Genomic DNA, 17,754 nt, shown 5'->3' with positions numbered 1-17,754 from the left:
CGCACCTCGTCGGCCTGGTCGCGTCGTTGGCGCCTCGGTCGACCAGCGGGCCGCGGGCCGCCCGGGAACCACTCATCCCGGCGCCGCGGCGGCCGATGTTGTGAGGGTCAACCCGAGCGGGGCAGCCCTGGGACGGATGCCATGCGCCTGCGCGGAGTTCAGGAGAGACGGCCGGTCACCCCGCCGCGCTCCGGAATCGCGTTCGCGCTCTCCGGCGGCGGATCGCACGGCGCGGCCCAGGTCGGCATGCTGCGGGCGTTGTTCGAGGCCGGCGTCGTGCCCGACGCGCTGGTCGGCTGTTCGGTGGGTGCCCTCAACGCCACCTACGTCGCCGCCGACCCGACCGCCGAGCGGGTCGCCGCCCTGGCCGAAATCTGGTCGACCATGACCGCGCGCACGGTGTTCGGCACGCCGCGACGCGCCACGGTGTGGAACCTGGTTACGCGCCGTGACCACCTCTTCACGCCGGACCGGCTCATGGCGCTCATCGACCGGCTCTGCCCGGTGCCCGATCTCGCCGACCTGGCCGTGCCGACCCACGTCGTCACCACCGACCTCGACGCCGGCCGACCCACGTGGTGGACCGCCGGTCCGGCCCGGCGCATCCTGGCCGCCTCGGCCTGCCTCCCCGCCCTGTTCCCGCCGGTGTCTCTGCCCGGCCCGGACGGCGGGGTCCGGCGGCACGTCGACGGCGGCGTGGCCGCGTCCGTTCCGGTCGCCCGCGCGGCATCGCTCGGGGTCCGCACCGTCTACGTCCTCGACGTGTCGGGCGAGCACGCCGGGGCGGCGTCACACATGACCGCGCTGGAGGTGCTGCTGCGCTCCTTCACGATCAGCCGTTACGCCAACCTGCCCGACCCGGTCGACATGGCCGGTCCGGGTCAGGAGGTCGTCGTCCTGCCGTGTCCCGACATCGCCGCGATCGGCATCCGTGACTTCCGCTCGACGGCGTCGATGATGACCGCGGCCTACGAGCTGGCCGCCGGCTTCCTGGCCGGCCGCGTGCCGATGACAGCCGCGTGACGCCATGTCGGTTCCAGGTCCTGGTCGGACCGGTTCAAGTCAGGAACGGATGGGTCGATGGACAGATGTGCCTGGCATCTCCACCAACGGCACGCCACTCACACGACGGGAACGTCGTGCCGAGGAAGGGAGGCACCCATGGGTGCCACAGTCAGTTCCGCGGATGCGGCCGTGCTCGGCGTGTCGATGATGAGTGTTCCGCTGACCGTGCAGGACCGCTGCGACCGGTGCAGCGCCCAGGCCTACGTTCGCGTGATGATGTCGGCCAGCGGCCTCGAGATGCTTTTCTGCGGCCACCACTTCGAGCAGAACTCGGCCGCCCTCGCCGGGTGCTCTGTCGTCGTCACCGACGACCGTCAGTCGCTGCGCCTCAGCGCGAGCTGACCCGCCACCTCAGCCGTAGGCCTTGACGCCGAGGTAGACCGCCAGCCCGAGTCCGCCGAGCGCAATGAGGACCCGCAGCACGCGAGCGGGCGAGTGGCGCACGACGACGGGCCCGACCCGGCCGCCGAGGAACAGGCCGGCGGCGAGGGGGAGCGCGGCCGTCCAGTCGATGCGGCCGACGACGACGAACAGGATCGCGGCGACGGCGTTCGCGCCGCCCATCAGCACGTTCTTCAGTCCGTTGCAGCGCGGCAGCGTCTCGGGCAGGGCGGCGAGCAGGAGGGCCAGCATCAACACCCCGGCAGCCGCGCCGAAGTAGCCGCCGTAGACCCCGATGACGAACACGCCGAGCGGCAGCAGGTGCGGGTCGACGTGGGGCCGGTCGACGGCGACGTCCGGCCGGCGCTCGACCAGGATCGTGGCCGAGCCGAGCGCGATGAGGAACGGGACGATCCGTTCGAACGAGCCGGCCGGCGTGAGCAGCAGCAGCACGCCGCCGGCGATACCGCCCGCCAGCCCCGCCGCGCCGAGCCGCACGATGCGCGCGCGCTGGCCGACGAGTTCGGGCCGGGATCCGCTCACCGAACCGATGCTGTTGGCGACCAGCGCGACGGTGTTGGTGACGTTCGCCGTCACCGGTGGCAGCCCGACGGCGAGCAGGGCCGGGTAGGTGGTCAGGGACGCGAGCCCGGCGATGCTGCCGGTGAGCCCGCCGGCCACGCCGGCGACGAGCAGCAGGAGCACGTCCCAGGCTCCCACCGGTCTCCGATCCCCGTCCGCCGCTCCGTCGGCCCGAGCCTATCGACGCCCCGGACTCAAGCGCGGACGCGCGCGGCCGATGGGAGTAGTGACATGCCTGCCCGCCTGCCCACCCGCCGCCTCGCCCTGCTGGGCGCTGCCGTGGCGGTGGCGGCGTCCGTCCTCGCCGCGCCGTCCCCGCTGGCCGCGAGCCCCTCGGCGACCCCTTCGGTTTCGGTACCGGCGCCGGTCCGGCCGTCCGACGCGCAGAGCGCGCAGCAGGCCAAGACCGCCGCCGACCAACGGGTCGGCACACTGCTCCGGACCATCGCCGCGCAGACCCGCGAGATCGCCCAGCTCACCACCGACGCGTCGCAGGCCGAGCAGGACTACCAGGACCAGCTCGCCGTCCAGGCGCAGGCCCAGGCGGAGGCGAACCGGGCGACCGCGGACCGCGTCGCCGCGCAGCAGCGCTACGACGCCGCCCACCGGCTCTTCGTCCGCATCGTGATCGCCGCGTACGAGGACGGTTCCGATGTCGGCATCGGCCCGACCGCGCGGCTGCTCGTCGCCGACGACCCGACCGCCGCGTTGAACGCCGGGACGGCCATCCAGATGGTCGCCAACATGCGAGCGGTCGTGACGGCGACGGCGGAGAGTTCGGCCGCCGACATGCGCCGGGCCGACGCCGGCGTCGCCGCTGCGTTGAGCCGCACCCGCGCCGTGACTCAGCGCCTCGCCGACCTCCGCATCCACGCGGCGGCCGCGCTGGACCGCTCGCGCACCGTCCTCACCTCGTTGCAGCACAACCTCGTCCTCGCCAAGGGCGGCCAGGCCAGGGCGACGCAGGTTCTCTCGACGTTCCTCGGCGGTTGGTCGGTGGCCGACCCGGCGGCGGCCGCGGCGATCAACCTGCACTACGTCGAACTCGCCAAGCAGGCGGCGAAGCGGCCCGAGGCCCCTGCCGCGGCGCACTGGACCGCGGCCATGGGGCAGACGGCCGCCTACCGCGCGCTGCGCTGGATCGGCGCGCCGTACGCCTGGGCCGGGGGCGGGGCGACGGGACCGTCCACGGGTGTCTGCGCCGCCGGCTCGGCCCACAACGACTGCCACATCGCCGGCTTCGACTGCTCGGGACTGGCCATGTTCGCCTGGGGCCCCTACCAGTCGTTCGCCCACTTCGCCGCGACGCAGTACGGCGCCGGCACGCTGCACCCCGGCGTCGCCGACCTGCTCCCGGGTGACCTCGTGTTCTGGAGCAACGGCAAGACCGCCGCGGGCATCCATCACGTCGCGATCTACGTCGGCGACGGCAACGTGGTCCAGGCCCCTCAGAGCGGCGACATCGTGCGCGTCACCCCGCTGGGCCGCGTCTCGTCCGGCTACTTCGGCGCGACCCGCCCGCTGACCTGATCGGTCCGACCGCGGCGAGGGTCACCGTCATTCCTGCCGCAGCGCGTCCGGCTTGTGCACGGCCTCGCCACCGTTGTCGCTGCGGACGAGGTACTGCGGCTCGTCCGTCGACGCCCTGACCGAACGCCCGCCGGCCTCGGTGTCACTGGTGATCTTCTCGACCACCTTGCCGTTGGCGGTGCCCCCGTGACTCGACCACGTGACGCGGTCACCCTGCTTGAACTCGGCCATACGCGAGGACTACCCGGCACCGTGCGGTCGCAACCGGTTCGCCCGGTGCGAGAGGGTGGCGCCATGCCTGTGCCGTTCCCGGAGCCGACCACACCCGTCCCCTCGCGGGCCGAGGTGCTGCTCGGTTACCTCGACTACTTCCGCTCCGGTGTCCGGACGAAGCTCGCCGCACTGTCGCCGGCCGATCTCCGCCGGAGCCGGCTGCCGTCGGGCTGGGCGCCGATCGAGCTCCTGAGGCACCTGACCTTCGTCGAGCTCCGCTGGTTGGAGTGGGGCTTCGAGGGATTTGATGTCGCCGAGCCGTGGGGCGACGAGCGTGACCACCGTTGGTACGTCGGGCTCGATGAGTCGCTCGCCGACCTGCTCGCCGCGTCGGACGCGCAGGCGGCCCGGAGCCGGGAGGTGGTCGAGCGGCACGATCTCGACGATCAGGGCGCGCCGGGTCCCCGCTGGGACGGCGCGCAACCGGCGACGCTCGAGCGCGTCCTGCTGCACCTTGTGCAGGAGTACGCCCGCCACCTCGGCCAGCTCGACATTGTCGTCGAGCTCGCCGGCGGCCCGCAGGGGGAGTGAGGCCGGGAGAGCGATCCCGGTTGCGTAACGCCAGGTTTCGGCGACGACCGCCAGGTTAACTCTGCGGGTCGACACGCCGGATCGAGCGGCCCCGACGTTGACCGTGGCGGGCGAGGGCGGTGTCCTGGTGTCGTTGCGATGCTGCTCTACCCCAGGGACTGATCGCTCATGGACTCGACCACCCTCTCCGCCTGGCGCCGGCCGGCGGCTCTCGTGGCCCGCCCGGTGATGTACCCGCTGCGCCGCGTCGGGCTCGACCCGGGTCGCGCGTTGCGCAACGCCCGGCCGACGCCGGACGAGTTGGCCCGCGCCCGGGCCGAGCAGCTGCGCTACATCCGCAGCCGCTTGCCGGCTCTCGCCGTCGCCCGCTGATCGACCTGCCCTATCCCGCCCGGGACGGTGGTGCCACGATCGACCCATGACGAGTGAGCGTGCCGGTCAGCCGGCTCAACCACAGGATCTGGTCGACGTCGCCGCGCTGGAGCGGGCCTACTTCGAGCAGCATCCCGATCCGTCGATCACCGAGCAGCGGGTCAGTTTCGGAACGTCCGGTCACCGCGGGTCGTCGCTGTCGACGACGTTCAACGAGGACCACATCACCGCCACGAGCCAGGCGATCTGCGAGTACCGCGCGGCGCAGGGCATCGACGGGCCGCTGTTCCTCGGCGCCGACACGCACGCCTTGAGCGGCCCCGCGACGATCTCGGCCCTCGAGGTGTTCGCCGGCAACGGTGTCACCGTGCTCATCGACTCGCGCGAGCGGTTCACGCCGACCCCGGCGCTGTCGCGGGCGATCCTCGCGCACAACGCCGGCCGCTCGACCGGCCGGGCGGACGGCGTCGTCGTGACCCCGTCGCACAACCCGCCGGCCGACGGCGGCTTCAAGTACAACCCGCCGGACGGCGGCCCGGCCGGCACCGAGATCACCGGCTGGATCCAGAACCGGGCCAACGAACTGCTGGCCGACAAGTGCGCCGGCGTCACCCGCATCACGCATGAGCAGGCGCTGCGGGCCGACACGACGCAGCGCTACGACTTCCTCGACGCCTACGTCGCCGCGCTGCCGCAGGTCGTCGACCTCGAGGCCATCGCCCGCGCCGGCGTTCGCATCGGCGCGGACCCCCTCGGCGGCGCGAGCGTCGATTACTGGGGCGAGATCGGCGAGCGCTACGGCCTCGATCTCACCGTCGTCAACGACGCCGTCGACCCGCAGTTCGCGTTCATGACGCTCGACTGGGACGGCAAGATCCGCATGGACTGCTCGTCGCCGAACGCGATGGCCTCGCTCATCGCCCGGCAGGCCGACTTCGCGATCGCGACCGGCAACGACACCGATTCCGACCGGCACGGCATCGTCACACCCGACGGCGGGCTGATGAACCCGAACCACTACCTCGCGGTGGCGATCGACTACCTGTTCGCCAACCGGCCGTCGTGGCCGGCGGGCGCGGCGATCGGCAAGACACTGGTCAGCTCCTCGATGATCGACAAGGTCGCTGCCGGCCTGTCCCGCCGGTTGCTCGAGGTGCCGGTCGGGTTCAAGTGGTTCGTGCCCGGCCTGCTCGACGGCTCGGTCGCCTTCGGCGGTGAGGAGAGCGCGGGGGCGTCGTTCCTGCAGCGCGACGGTTCGGTGTGGACGACCGACAAGGACGGCATCATCCTCTGCCTGCTCGCCTCGGAGATCACCGCGACAACCGGCCGCTCGCCCTCGGAGCACTACCGCGAACTGACCGACAGGCACGGCGATCCCGCGTACGCCCGCATCGACTCCCCGGCCACGCGCGAGCAGAAGGCGGCCCTCGGCAAGCTGTCGCCCGACGACGTCAGCGCCGACACGCTCGCCGGCGACCGCATCACCGCCAAGCTCACCCGGGCACCCGGCAACGACGCCGCGATCGGCGGGCTCAAGGTCGTCACCGACGCCGGCTGGTTCGCCGCCCGACCGTCGGGCACCGAGGATGTCTACAAGCTCTACGCCGAGTCCTTCCGCGGGGCCGACCACCTCGCCGAGATCCAGGACGAGGCCCGCACGATCGTCGCCGCCGCGCTGGGTTCGCAATGACGTTCTCGATCGTCGGACGTTGCGACGAGGGCGAGTCGTGGGGCGTCGCCGTCGCATCGAAGTTCATCGCGGTCGGCGCGGTCGTGCCGGCGGCGGCGGCGGGGGTCGGTGCGGTCGCGACCCAGGCCGACGCGAACGTCGCGTGGAAGGCGGCCGCGCTGCGGCTGCTCGGTGACGGCGTCTCGGCCGATGCGGTCGTGCGCCGCCTGGTCGAGGGCGACCCGGGCTCGGCCGAACGCCAGCTCGGGGTCGTCGACGCGACCGGGGGCGCGGCCACGCACACCGGCGCCGACTGCCTCGACTGGGCCGGCGGCATCGCCGCGCCGGGCGTCGCCGTACAGGGCAACATCCTGGCCGGACCGCAGGTGGTCGAGTCGATGAAGCAGGCGTGGGACGCGTCGCCGGAGCTCCCGCTGGCCCACCGCCTGCTGGCGGCGCTCGCCGCGGGCGACCAGGCCGGGGGAGACCGACGCGGACGCCAGTCGGCCGCGCTGCTGGTCGTGCGTCCCGGCGCCGGCTACGGCGGGGGCGACGACATCGCCGCCGACCTGCGGGTCGACGACCACAGCGACCCGGTGTCCGAGCTCGGTCGGCTGCTCGACCTCAACGACTTCTACCTGACCGCGTCGACCGCGGCGGAGAAGGTGCCGGTCGATGGCGCCCTCGCGACCGAGCTCGACGAGCGGGCCCGGGCCCTCGGCCATGCCGACTTCCAGGCCTGGGTCGGCACCGAGAACTACGAGATGCGGGTGGCCCCCGACACCACCTGGGTCGACCGCCGGGTTCTCGCCATTCTCCGGGGCGGCGCTCACTGATCGGAACGGGCCGTTCGGATCTGGGGCCGGTCGACGGGCCGGCCTAGCGTCGAGGGTGATCGAGAGGTGGTCGCCGTGCCCGAACCCCGCACCTTCCACATGACCACCGCGCGGCGGTTCGGCAACCGCGTGCTGGGCCCGCTCATCCGTCTCGGCGTGGTGCCCGGCACCTACGTGCTCACCGTGCCCGGCCGCCGGTCGGGAAAACCGCGCAGCACCCCGGTCACCCTGGTCGACGGGCGCTACCTGGTCGCCCCGTACGGCCCGGTCGACTGGGTGCGCAACGTCCGCGCCGCGCCGACCGTGACGCTGAGCCGCCGCGGCCGGGCCGTCGAGTACACGGTGCGCGAGGTGTCGGCCGACGAGGCGGGACCGGTGCTCAAGCGGTACGTCGCCCTGGCCAAGGTCACCCGCCCGTACTTCCGGGCCGCGCCCGACGCCCCACCCGCCGAGTTCGCCGCCGAGGCCGACCGGCACCCGGTCTTCGAGCTCATCCGGCCCTGAGTCGTCAGCGGCATGATCGCTCGGGACGCACGTCCCCGACGATCGGCTCATGACGTTGTTCTCTACCGGCGATCGAGCGATCGGGTCAGACTCGAGAGTGGGTGTCCTGAGGAGGCAGCCATGACCGCAACGATGCACAATCAGTCTTCGATCCAGTCCGCTCGCGAGAGCCGGGCGGCACGGATCCTCGTCCCCGAGATGTGGGCCACCGTCGCCATCGTCGCCATGTGGCTCGCCGTCTTGTTCGTCGGCGTGTACGGGGGCGACATGACCTTCCACAGTGCCGATTCGAGTGGGTCCACCGTCCCCTCGGTCGTCGCGGTCGCGCTGTTCGCCGCTCTCGGCACCGGCTCCGTCGCGAAGAGGGTCTTCGGACGGAAGTCGGCGTAACACAAGTCCGGGAAAGCGACCTGCCGGCCGGGATCGGTCACCCGAAGAGGTGATCCAGCGTCGGGATGGCCACCCGGGCGTGCGGCGTCACCGGCTCGACGGTCGCGGCCGGCCGGGTCGGCACGCGCACCTCGAGGCAACGCAGGGCGTCCTCGGTGAGGAAGCGGCTGGCCTTGGCGTGCACCTGCCGCGCGCGGTAGCTGTTCCAGTCGGTCGGCATGCGGGTCGGGGTGTAGACGGTGAGCGAATCGCGCGCCCGGGTGATCGCGACGTAGAACAGCCGCTGCTCCTCCTCGAGTCCGTCGTCGTCGTGCAGGGCCATGTCGGAGGGGAAGGCGCCGTCGACGGCGTGGATGACGTGCACGTCGGTCCATTCGAGGCCCTTGGCCGAATGCACCGTCGACAGCGTCAGGTAGTCCTCGTCCTTGTGCGGCGCGCCGGCGTAGTCGGCGCTCGACGAGCCGGGGTCGAGGGTGAGCTCGGCGACGAAGCCGGCGAGGTCGTTGCGGGTCGCGGCGGCGTCGGCGATGTGCTCGACGTCCTCGAGCCGGGCCGTCCAGTCGGGGTAGTGCGCCCGGATGAGCGGACGCACCGCGGCGAAGCAGGCCGTGGCCCGCTCGCCGGCGTCGGTGCTCGACCGCGCGGTGGCGAGCTGGGTCAGCGTCGCGGCGAGCGCGGTGCGGGCCTTGTCCGGGGCGGCGGCAACGACGGCGTTCGTGTCGGGGTCGTCGGCAACGAGCAGCGGGGTCAGCGCGCGGGCGGTGGCCCGGCCGATGTTGCGGTGCCGGCCGAGCAGCCGGTACCAGGCGAGCTCGTCGCGGGGGTTGGTCGTGACGCGCAGAGCAGCCACGAGGTCGCGCACGTGCGCGGTGTCGAGGAAGCGGATGCCGCCGTACTTCACGTAAGGGATGTTGCGGATCGCCAGCTCGACCTCGAGTGCGTTGCTGTGGCTGCCGGCGCGCATCAGCACCGCCTGCTCCCGCAGCGCCAGCCCGTTCTGCTGCGCGTCGAGCACGGCGTCGGCGACCATCCGCGACTCGGTGTCGGCGTCGTCGCAGCGCACGAGCACCGGACGCCGGGAAGACGCCCCGGCGCGGTCGGCGGTCAGCCGGAGCCGCGTTCCGCCCGCGCCCGGGCGGACGACGTTCGCGAGGTCCAGAACGGGCTGCACCGATCGGAAGTTGCGCTGCAACCGGACCAGGGTGGCGTCGGGCAGGCGGTGCAGCAGGTCGCTGAGGTGCGCGCCGCTGGCGCCGCGGAAGCCGTAGATCGCCTGGGCGTCGTCGCCGACCACGGTGAGGCCGTCGCCGTCGGGACGCAGCCCAGTGACGATGTCGACCTGGGCGCGGTTCACGTCCTGGTACTCGTCGACCAGCACCCAGTCCCACCGGCGGCGCAGCTTCTCGCCCAGCACCGGGTCGGCGAGCAGCTGCACCCAGCACAGCAGCAGGTCGTCGAAGTCGAGCAGGCCCTGCTCGCGCTTGCGCGCCATGAAGGCGCGGAACAGGCCGAGCACCTCGTCGGTCTGGTGCGAGAAGTCGGGCAGCTCCTCGGCCAGGATGGTGCGGGCCGGCCGACCGGTGTTCACCGTGCGGGAGAAGAGATCGGCGAGCTTCTGGCTGCTGGGGAAGCGGGTGCCGGTGCCGGTGAGCCCGTGCTCCTCACGCAGCAGGTCCATCAGGCCGACGACGTCCTCGGGGTCGAGCAGCGTGACTCCGGTCAGCCCCAGCGCGCCGGCGTACTCGGTGACGAGCCGGTGCGCGACGGCGTGGAACGTGCCGCCCCACACGCGCTGCCCGACGCGCGGATCGCCGCACAGCGCGGCCGCCCGCGAGGTCATCGAGGCAGCCGCCCGCCGGGTGAAGGTCAGCAGCAACACCCGCTCCGGACGAACGCCGGATTCGAGCAGCCGGGCCACCCGCGAGGTGAGCATGCGGGTCTTGCCCGTACCCGCGCCGGCCATGACGACGAGCGGGCCGCGCCCGTGCGTGACCGCGTCCAACTGAGCGTCGTCCAGGCCGTCGGCCCACTGCGTATCGACCATGTGTTCGATCGTATCCGCGGTGCCGTCCGGACGGGAGGGGACACGCGGATCGGGCCGGTCGGGGCGGGCACTCGCGCGCTATGGCGGTTCCCGTGGGACGGGGCTAGCTTGTGTCTCGTCCCACGGGAACCGCCCTTCGCGGTCGCGCGGGCGCGGGAACGGGGGACGACGTGACCGATTCGCAGGGGCAGCCACCGTACGGCTTCGAGAAGCGCGACGCGCCGGCGCCGGCGGAGTACTCGGGTCAGCCGGCGTATCCGCAGGACCAGTACCCCCAGGCTCAGTACTCCCAGCAGCAGTACCCGCAGGCTCAGTACCCGCAGGCTCAGTACCCGCAGCAGCAGGCGCAGCCGGGCTACCCGCAGGGGCAGTACGGCGCCGCGCCACCCGGGTACGGCTACCCGAACCCTTACGCGCAGCCCGCGCCGAACAACGGTCTGGGCGTCGCCGGCTTCGTCTGCGGGCTGCTCGGCCTGGTGTTCTTCTGGGTGCCGTTCTTCGGTCTGGTGCTCGGGATCCTCGGCGTGATCCTCGGTGCGGCCGGGATGTCGGCCGGGCGCAAGAGCGGGGCCGGCACCGGACTCGCGCTGTCCGGGCTCGTGCTCGGCATCATCTCCCTCGTGCCCGCGATCATCGTGATCGCCGCGCTCTCGAACGCCTGAGGCGCCGGGCGCCTGTCCTCCGTCCGCCGGGCGCTCGTCTGCCACACGATGAGCTCGGTTTCGGGGGTCGACCCGAAGCGTGATCACGGCGCGGTATCGTCCGGCGTCGGTCCAAGGTCTCGGGGGAGCCTTCGTGTCGTTCAACGTGCACGTGCGGCGGGTGCTGTCGGTCAGCGTCGTCGCCATCGTCGTCCTGGCCGCGTCCGCGATCGCGAGACCGGCAGCCGCCGGGGCCGACGCCCCGACCGTCTCGGTCGACACCCTGCGCACCGCGTGGGACCCGAACGAACCCGCCCTGACCCAGACGTCGGTGCGGTCGTCGGACTTCGGCCAGATCTTCGCGGCCCACCTCGACGGTCAGATCTATGCCCAGCCGATCGTGATCGGCTCGATGCTGGTCGTCGCGACCGAGAACGACCAGATCTACGGACTGGACGCGTCGACCGGCGCGGTGTCGTGGCAGCGCGACCTCGGGCCGGCCTGGCCGGTGTCGACGATCGGCTGCGGCGACCTGGTGCCCAACATCGGCGTCACCAGCACGCCGGTCTACGACCCGGTGAGCAAGGCCGTCTACGTCACCACGAAGGTCAACGACGGTGCGGACGTGGACCATCCGCACTGGTACCTGCATTCCCTCGACCTCGCGAGCGGGGCCGAGCGCGCCGGGTGGCCGGTGAAGATCGCCGGGTCGCCGCAGAACGATCCGACCTCACCGTTCGACCCCGAGAATCAGATGCAGCGGCCCGGGTTGCTGCTCATGAACGGCGTCGTCTACATCGCCTTCGGCTCGCACTGCGATGTCGAGCCCTATCGCGGTTACGTGGTCGGTGTCAGCACGACGTCGGCGTCGATGACGGCGATGTGGACCACCGACCCGGCGACGAGCAGCATGGGCGCGGGCATCTGGCAGGGCGGCGGCGGCCTCGCCTCGGACAGCGCCGGCCGCATCTTCCTCACCACCGGCAACGGCCTGTCCCCACCACCCGGCCCCGGTTCGGCGCCACCCCTGTCGCTGGCCGAGTCGGCGGTACGACTGCAGGTCGGCTCGACGGGCACGCTCTCGGCCGCGGACTTCTTCTCGCCGTCCGACGCCCCCACGCTCGACCTCAACGACACCGATCTCGGCAGCGGCGGTCCGCTGCTGCTGCCGCCGGTGTTCGGGGCCGGCACCGCGCACCCGAAGCTCATGGTCGTCATGGGCAAGGACGGCCGGGTCTTCCTGCTCGATCGCGACAACCTCGGCGGACGCTCGCAGGGACCGAACCTCTCCGATGCCGTCGTCGGGGTCACCGGCCCGTACCAGGGTGAGTGGGGCCATCCGTCGGCCTACGGCGGCGAGGGTGGCTACGTGTACGAGATCGGCTCGGGCGGTCCGCTGCGCGCGTTGAAGTACGGCGTGACGGGAGCGGGGACGCCGGCACTGTTCGAGGCCGGCACCTCGGTCGACACGTTCGGCTACACGTCGGGATCGCCGGTCGTCACCTCCGACGGCACGACACCCGGTTCCGCGGTGGTGTGGGCCGAGCAGGCACCCGGGCCGACGGGCGCGGGCGCACGGTTGGTCGCGCACCTCGCCGTCCCGGGCACGGGCGGGGTGCTGCAGCAGATCTGGTCGGCGCCGATCGGCACCGCGGCCAAGTTCGCCGTGCCGATGACCGATCACGGTCGCGTCTACGTCGGCACCCGCGACGGCGCGCTGCTCGCCTTCGGCCGGCCGGCGGCCACGGCTGTCACCGCTGCCCCGGCGACCTTCGCCTCGACGCCGGTCGGCGACACCTCGAACGCCACCGTGACGATCACGGCCCAGCGCGCGCTCGTCCTGAACTCGGTGCAGACCGCGGCACCGTTCCGGGTCACCCCGCCGGCGCTGCCCGCCTCGCTCGCGGCCGGGCAGACGCTGTCGCTGCCGGTGAGTTTCACGCCGACCGCGCCGGGGTCGACGACCGGAACGCTCAGCCTGATCACCGACCAGGGGACGGTCGGGGTGAGCCTCACCGGCACCGGCACGCGCACCGGTCTCGCCGCGACCCCGAGCGGGCTCACCTTCGACAGCCAACCCACCGGCTCGCAACGCACCCTCAACCTGCAGATCACCAACACCGGCACCCAGAGCGAGACGGTCGTGTCGACGAGCCCGACCGGCGGATCGTTCACCACGTCGGGCCTGCCCGCTGTCGGTGACGTGATCACGCCGGGCAACAACGTCATCGTGTCGGTGGTCTACGCGCCGACGAGTCCGGGGCCGGAGACGTCGTCGCTGACGGTGACGTCGTCGGCCGGTGCGTTGACGGTGCCGATCACCGGCAGCGCGGTGAGCGGTCAGGGCCATCTCACGGTCACCCCGTCGACGCTCGCCTTCGGCACCGTCGCCGTCGGCGCGGCGAAGACCGCGTCCTTCACGCTGGACAACACCGGCAACCTCCCGGTGACCGTCACCAAGGCGAAGGCTCCGTCGGGTGACTTCGTCTCGGCGACGCCGCTGGCCGAAGGGCTCACCATCCAGCCGGGGCAGCTGGTGTTCCAGCAGGTCACCTACCAGCCGGCCGCCGCGCACGCGTCGCTCGGCACGTACGCGATCGGCGCCGACGACGGCTTCGGTGACCGGTCGGTGACCCTCACCGGGAACGGCACGACCGGCCAGGCCCTCACCGCGAGCCCGACGCCGGTCGCGTTCGGGTCGGTCGCGACCTACGCGAGCAGCACCCGCACCGTGACGCTGACCAACAACGGACCGCTCACCGAGGTCGTCCGGTCGGTGACCGCACCGCCCGCCCCGTTCTCGGCCACGCTGCCCGCGGTCGGCCTGTCGATCGCGCCGGGTCAGGCCGTCGCCGTGCCGGTGCTCTTCGCGCCGACCGGTGCGACCGCGTCCACGGCGACGTTCGGCGTGACCACCGGCGGCGGCCGGGCCACCGTCGCGCTCACCGGCACCGGCATCCTGCACCGCCTCGCCGGCTTCGCCGACAGCAGCTGGGTGCTGAACGGCACGGCCCGGCGCTCGGGCAACACCGTCGTGCTCACCGCCTCCGGGCAGCGCGCCAGCGCGGGTGACGTGGTCAACCGCACCGTCGTGTCGCCGCTCGGTCTGCGCGCGACGTTCGGGGAGCGGATCAGCGGTACCGGCACCGCCGGCGCGAACGGCCTGGGCCTGGTCCTGCTCGACCCGCGCTACGCGACCTATCGCTCGCTCGGCGGCGCCGGTGGTGCGCTCGGGATCGGCGGCATCGCGGCCACCGCGATCACCGTGCAGACCTATCCGGCGAACGGCATCCGGTCGTCCAACTACGCCACCGTCGTCGCCGCCCGCCGCGGCACCGGCGGCCTGACCCGACTGGCCGCCACGACCGCGATCCCGCTGCTGCGCAATGCCACGCACGTGGTCACGGTCAGCATCAGCCCGGCGGGCACCATCGTCGTCAGCGTCGACGGCCACCTCGTGATGAGCGTGCACGTGACCCTGCCGCCGCACGTCCTCGTCGCCTTCAGCGGTGCGAGCGGCTGGCTCACGGACACCCATGTCGTCGGTTCACCGACGATCAGCTACCTGCGGTCGTGAGCCGGGGCCCGGATCGGACGACCGATCCGGGCCCCGTGCGACCGCCCGTCCCCACCCCACCGGGCCGTCCCTGCCTCGGTCCGCACGTTGATCGGCGGGCGCGCCCCAAGATCGTCACAAATGTCACGGCCTCCGGCGAGCGCTCCGGACAACTCCGGACGACGTGAGCGTGGCTCGGGGCAGCGAAGATCGAGAAGATCGGTGCCTAAGATCCACCGCAACGACGGCACGGGTGGGGGTCCGCAGTGCGGAGCGATGCGTCTCGACGCGACAGCGCGCGCGCCGGGACGCCCGATGACCGCCGGCAGTTGCGGGGCGCCCTCGCCGTCCCGCTGCGGGCCCTGCGGGCGTCGTCGGGCGATCCGCCGTACACGGCGCTGCAGCGTCTCGACCCCACGCTGAAACGGTCGACGGTGAGCGACGTGCTGCGCGGGCAGTCGATGCCGAGCTGGTGGTTCGTGCGGGCCTTCGTCCGGGCGTGCGTGCGGCACGCGGCTGTCGCCGAGCACGACCTGGACCCGGCCCTGGCCGACCTGCAGGTGTGGCGCTCGCGGTGGATCGCGGCCCGCAACGCGTTGCACGACCCGACCGCCCGGGTGCCGCCTGCGGCCGCTCCCGCGGAGGCGGAGGGGCGGCCCGCGATGACCCCGCGCCAGTTGCCGGCCGTGACCCGTGACTTCGTCGGCCGGGCGGCCGACCTCGCGAGGCTGAGCGAGCTGGCGGCCGACCGCGCGACCGGGAGCTCGACGGTGGTCGTCACCGGCATGCCCGGGGTGGGCAAGACGTCCGTTGCGCTGCGCTGGGCCCACGAGGTTGCCGACGAGTTCCCCGACGGGGTGCTGTTCGCCGAGCTCGCCGGGTTCGGCCCCGGCGCACCGCTGCGGCCGGTCGACGTGTTGAGCGCGTTCCTGCCCGCGCTGGGCGTGCCCCGGGCCTCGCTGCCGGCGGGCGAGGCCGAGCTGGCGGCCCTGTTCCGGTCCGCCTCCGCCGGCCGGCGACTGCTGGTCGTGCTGGACAACGCCGGGTCGAGCGATCAGGTGCGGAGCCTGCTGCCGGCGTCCGCCGGGTGCGTCACCGTCGTCACCAGTCGCAACCGGCTCACCGATCTCGTCATCGGCGCCGGGGCGGGCGTGCTGCAGGTGCAGCCCATGCCCGACGGCGACGCGATCGAGCTGCTCGGCCGCTTCGTCCCGCCGTCCGACGACACCGACCGCCTGCTCGAGCTCGCCCACCTCTGCGGTCACCTGCCCCTCGCGCTGCGACTGGCGGCCGAGCAGATCCGCGCGAACGGTGGCACCGGGCCGCTGCTGACCGGTCTGCGCGACGCCCGCTCGCGACTCGACGCCCTCGAGCACGGGCTCGGCGTCGAGAGCGCGGCGGTGCGCACCGTGCTCGCGAGCGCGGTCGCGGTCCTGCCCTCGACGCTGCAAGAGACCCTTGCGGCGATCGCCGCGCTGCCCGGTCGCCGCTTCACCGCCGAGTCCGCGACGGCCGCGACCGGCTCGCCGCCCGGTGCGGTGCTGGCCGACCTGCGGGCGCTGCAGGCGGCGAACCTGATCGAGGCGAGCGGATCGGCCGACGGGACCTTCGCGGTGCACGACCTGATCCGCGCGTTCCTGCACGATCGCGTGCCGGCTGCGGCCCGATCCCGGGCAGCGAGCTGGTACGTCCACTCCGCGGTGGCTGCCGGCGCGGCGATCCTGCCCCAGCGCGGGCCCGTTCCCGTGCCCGTGGTCGCCGACGGCGTCGTCCCCCGATCGTTCGCCGACGCCGACGACGCGCTGTCGTGGTGCGACCGCGAGTTGCCCAACCTGGTCGCGACGGTCGACGAAGCGCTGCGGTCCGGGGACCTGGCCACCGCGTGGCAACTGCCCAACGCGTTGCTGTCCTACTTCGACCGGCGCAAGCCCTGGCCGGCCTGGATCGCCTGCTTCACCACAGCGCTCCGGGCGGCCGAGGCGCTGGACCGCCCGGCGCCGATCGCCACGGCGAGCAACGGTCTGGGCATCGCCTTCCGCGAGCTGCGCCGGGCCGAGCTCGCGGCAACCCAGTTCGAGCGCGCGGCCGCCGCGTACGCCGAGGCGGGGGAGCAGGTGGGGGCGGCGATGGCGTTGAGCAACCTCGGCAACCTCTACGTCGACCTGCGCCGCTACGAGGACGCGGTGACGACGCTGCTCCGCGCCGAGACGCACGCCCGGGCCGGCGGCGACGAGTGGCGGGTGAGCATCGTGCTGAACAACCTGGCCGAGGCCGAGCAGCACACCGACCGCGTGCACGAGGCGATCGAGCACGCCCGGCGCGCCGCCGAGCTGTGCCGCGCGCACGACGATCCGACCGGCGAGGCCGCGGCCCTCACCTCGCTCGGCCGGGCGCTGCTCACGCTCGGCGAGCTCGACGGTGCCGCGGCCCACCTGCGCCGCGCGATCGATCTGCAGGCCGAGCACCACGACGACTACAACCGGGCCCGCACGACCCTGCACCTCGCCCGCGTGCTCGACCGCCGCGACGAGCGCGACGCCGCCCTCGAGCTCGCCCGCACCGCCGTCGGGATCTTCGACCGGCTCGGCGCTCCCGAGGTCGTCGCCGCCCGCGCGCTTCTCGCCGCCCTGGCCGGCTGAGACGCGTCTGAACGTGTGGGACCCGCGCGTATCACGGGTCGGGGCGCCCGGCTCCTGTCCGGCATCTCGCCCTCGACAGGAGAATCGTCCGATGCGCATCCTCGCCCTCTGTTCTCTGGCCGCCGCCGCCGCCGCGCTGTTCGGCGCCGGTGCCGCCACGGCAACCACCCCGGCGACCGTCCGGATCGTCGTCCGACCGGTGACGGTGGCCGGCTATCCTGTCGCCGGCTACACCGTGGCCCAGGAACCGACCGGCCAGGTCGACTGCAGCTACCCCGACGCCTCACCGGGCGCGGTCAACGCGAACATCCTGGAGTGCAGTCCGTCGGCCGAGTACGCCATCGCCTGCTGGAAGTCCGCGACGCCGGCCCGCGTGCTGTGCCTGCGCAACGCCCGCGCCCACACCCTGGTGAAGATCCCGGACACGGGCCGGGTCGCCCGCGTCAGCGCACCCCGCTCCACCTCGCCGCTCTCGCTCGTGCTCTCCGACGGCGACACCTGCTCCATCCGGGACGGCGGCGCCTGGGGCTGGCTGCACCTGCACCCGTCATGGGTCGGCGAGTACTCCTGCGTCCACGACGGCATCGTCTGGGGCCCGCCCACCGCGCCCCACGGCGGCGTCATCGAGACGACCTCGGCCTGGACCGTGCTCACCACCCCGCCGAGCGGCATCGGCCCGCTGATCACCCGCCACGTCAGCCGCGCGTACTTCGTCGGCACCCACGCCTGAACCGCGGCCAC

Annotated in this window: 16 protein-coding genes; 13 read left to right on the top strand and 3 right to left on the bottom strand. The window is 73.1% G+C overall.

Annotated features, from left to right (window positions below; all coding sequences use genetic code 11):
* Positions 1 to 141: 141 nt before the first annotated feature.
* Both VGN18_RS10955 and VGN18_RS10950 read left to right on the top strand, forming a co-directional pair.
* Positions 142 to 1,023, top strand: a complete 882-nt coding sequence (locus VGN18_RS10955) for a patatin-like phospholipase family protein (RefSeq protein ID WP_327539721.1) — start codon at positions 142 to 144, stop codon at positions 1,021 to 1,023.
* A gap of 138 nt (positions 1,024 to 1,161) precedes the next feature.
* Entirely contained in the window at positions 1,162 to 1,407 is a 246-nt protein-coding gene (locus tag VGN18_RS10950; protein ID WP_327539720.1) for a DUF7455 domain-containing protein, read from the top strand.
* 9 nt (positions 1,408 to 1,416) lie between these two features.
* Here VGN18_RS10950 and VGN18_RS10945 read toward each other — a convergent pair whose 3' ends face one another.
* Complete coding sequence (locus VGN18_RS10945; RefSeq protein ID WP_327539719.1) at positions 1,417 to 2,166, bottom strand: sulfite exporter TauE/SafE family protein; 750 nt, start codon at positions 2,164 to 2,166, stop codon at positions 1,417 to 1,419.
* A gap of 93 nt (positions 2,167 to 2,259) precedes the next feature.
* Here VGN18_RS10945 and VGN18_RS10940 point away from each other — a divergent pair, with 93 nt between their 5' ends.
* Entirely contained in the window at positions 2,260 to 3,558 is a 1,299-nt protein-coding gene (locus VGN18_RS10940; RefSeq protein ID WP_327539718.1) for a C40 family peptidase, read from the top strand.
* Between the two features lie 27 nt (positions 3,559 to 3,585).
* On the opposite strand, the gene VGN18_RS10935 is transcribed toward VGN18_RS10940, so the two are convergent.
* Positions 3,586 to 3,789: a DUF2945 domain-containing protein gene (locus VGN18_RS10935; RefSeq protein ID WP_327539717.1), complete on the bottom strand. Its 204-nt coding sequence runs from the start codon at positions 3,787 to 3,789 to the stop codon at positions 3,586 to 3,588.
* Positions 3,790 to 3,852: 63 nt separating this feature from the next.
* Between VGN18_RS10935 and VGN18_RS10930 the strand changes: the two genes are divergently transcribed.
* From VGN18_RS10930 to VGN18_RS10905, 6 genes are all read left to right on the top strand, one after another.
* Positions 3,853 to 4,362, top strand: coding sequence for a DinB family protein (locus tag VGN18_RS10930; RefSeq protein WP_327539716.1), 510 nt, complete (start codon positions 3,853 to 3,855; stop codon positions 4,360 to 4,362).
* Positions 4,363 to 4,530: 168 nt separating this feature from the next.
* Positions 4,531 to 4,734: a hypothetical protein gene (locus VGN18_RS10925; RefSeq protein WP_327539715.1), complete on the top strand. Its 204-nt coding sequence runs from the start codon at positions 4,531 to 4,533 to the stop codon at positions 4,732 to 4,734.
* Between the two features lie 46 nt (positions 4,735 to 4,780).
* Entirely contained in the window at positions 4,781 to 6,424 is a 1,644-nt protein-coding gene (gene pgm / locus VGN18_RS10920) for a phosphoglucomutase (alpha-D-glucose-1,6-bisphosphate-dependent) (RefSeq protein ID WP_327539714.1), read from the top strand.
* Positions 6,421 to 7,239, top strand: a complete 819-nt coding sequence (locus VGN18_RS10915; RefSeq protein ID WP_327539713.1) for a DUF1028 domain-containing protein — start codon at positions 6,421 to 6,423, stop codon at positions 7,237 to 7,239. The genes pgm and VGN18_RS10915 overlap by 4 nt, the downstream gene beginning before the upstream one ends.
* 75 nt (positions 7,240 to 7,314) lie before the next feature.
* Positions 7,315 to 7,743 carry a nitroreductase family deazaflavin-dependent oxidoreductase gene (locus VGN18_RS10910; RefSeq protein WP_327539712.1) on the top strand — a complete coding sequence of 143 codons (429 nt, stop codon included), beginning with the start codon at positions 7,315 to 7,317 and terminating at the stop codon, positions 7,741 to 7,743.
* 120 nt (positions 7,744 to 7,863) lie between these two features.
* Complete coding sequence (locus VGN18_RS10905; RefSeq protein ID WP_327539711.1) at positions 7,864 to 8,133, top strand: hypothetical protein; 270 nt, start codon at positions 7,864 to 7,866, stop codon at positions 8,131 to 8,133.
* Between the two features lie 37 nt (positions 8,134 to 8,170).
* Here the strand turns inward: VGN18_RS10905 and VGN18_RS10900 are convergent, their stop codons facing one another.
* Complete coding sequence (locus VGN18_RS10900; RefSeq protein WP_327539710.1) at positions 8,171 to 10,177, bottom strand: ATP-dependent helicase; 2,007 nt, start codon at positions 10,175 to 10,177, stop codon at positions 8,171 to 8,173.
* Positions 10,178 to 10,347: 170 nt separating this feature from the next.
* On the opposite strand from VGN18_RS10900, the gene VGN18_RS10895 reads away from it, so the two are divergent.
* From VGN18_RS10895 to VGN18_RS10880, 4 genes are all read left to right on the top strand, one after another.
* Positions 10,348 to 10,839 (top strand): DUF4190 domain-containing protein, encoded by a 492-nt coding sequence (locus tag VGN18_RS10895; protein WP_327539709.1) that lies wholly within the window; start codon positions 10,348 to 10,350, stop codon positions 10,837 to 10,839.
* A gap of 133 nt (positions 10,840 to 10,972) precedes the next feature.
* Entirely contained in the window at positions 10,973 to 14,395 is a 3,423-nt protein-coding gene (locus VGN18_RS10890; RefSeq protein WP_327539708.1) for a choice-of-anchor D domain-containing protein, read from the top strand.
* Positions 14,396 to 14,640: 245 nt separating this feature from the next.
* Positions 14,641 to 17,013: an ATP-binding protein gene (locus VGN18_RS10885; RefSeq protein WP_327539707.1), complete on the top strand. Its 2,373-nt coding sequence runs from the start codon at positions 14,641 to 14,643 to the stop codon at positions 17,011 to 17,013.
* Positions 17,014 to 17,104: 91 nt separating this feature from the next.
* Positions 17,105 to 17,743, top strand: a complete 639-nt coding sequence (locus tag VGN18_RS10880; RefSeq protein ID WP_327539706.1) for a hypothetical protein — start codon at positions 17,105 to 17,107, stop codon at positions 17,741 to 17,743.
* Positions 17,744 to 17,754 lie beyond the last annotated feature (11 nt).

Origin of the sequence: Jatrophihabitans sp. (assembly GCF_036000465.1) — a bacterium.
Lineage (GTDB): Bacteria > Actinomycetota > Actinomycetes > Mycobacteriales > Jatrophihabitantaceae > Jatrophihabitans.
This window is presented reverse-complemented; position numbering and strand designations above follow the sequence as displayed.

Coding starts and splice junctions, on each gene's coding strand:
- VGN18_RS10925 (WP_327539715.1), top strand. CDS start 4,531: ATGGACTCGACCACCCTCTCCGCCTGGCGCCGGCCGGCGGCTCTCGTG.
- VGN18_RS10880 (WP_327539706.1), top strand. CDS start 17,105: ATGCGCATCCTCGCCCTCTGTTCTCTGGCCGCCGCCGCCGCCGCGCTG.
- VGN18_RS10940 (WP_327539718.1), top strand. CDS start 2,260: ATGCCTGCCCGCCTGCCCACCCGCCGCCTCGCCCTGCTGGGCGCTGCC.
- VGN18_RS10915 (WP_327539713.1), top strand. CDS start 6,421: ATGACGTTCTCGATCGTCGGACGTTGCGACGAGGGCGAGTCGTGGGGC.
- VGN18_RS10955 (WP_327539721.1), top strand. CDS start 142: ATGCGCCTGCGCGGAGTTCAGGAGAGACGGCCGGTCACCCCGCCGCGC.
- VGN18_RS10950 (WP_327539720.1), top strand. CDS start 1,162: ATGGGTGCCACAGTCAGTTCCGCGGATGCGGCCGTGCTCGGCGTGTCG.
- VGN18_RS10905 (WP_327539711.1), top strand. CDS start 7,864: ATGACCGCAACGATGCACAATCAGTCTTCGATCCAGTCCGCTCGCGAG.
- VGN18_RS10900 (WP_327539710.1), bottom strand. CDS start 10,177: ATGGTCGATACGCAGTGGGCCGACGGCCTGGACGACGCTCAGTTGGAC.
- pgm (WP_327539714.1), top strand. CDS start 4,781: ATGACGAGTGAGCGTGCCGGTCAGCCGGCTCAACCACAGGATCTGGTC.
- VGN18_RS10930 (WP_327539716.1), top strand. CDS start 3,853: ATGCCTGTGCCGTTCCCGGAGCCGACCACACCCGTCCCCTCGCGGGCC.
- VGN18_RS10935 (WP_327539717.1), bottom strand. CDS start 3,789: ATGGCCGAGTTCAAGCAGGGTGACCGCGTCACGTGGTCGAGTCACGGG.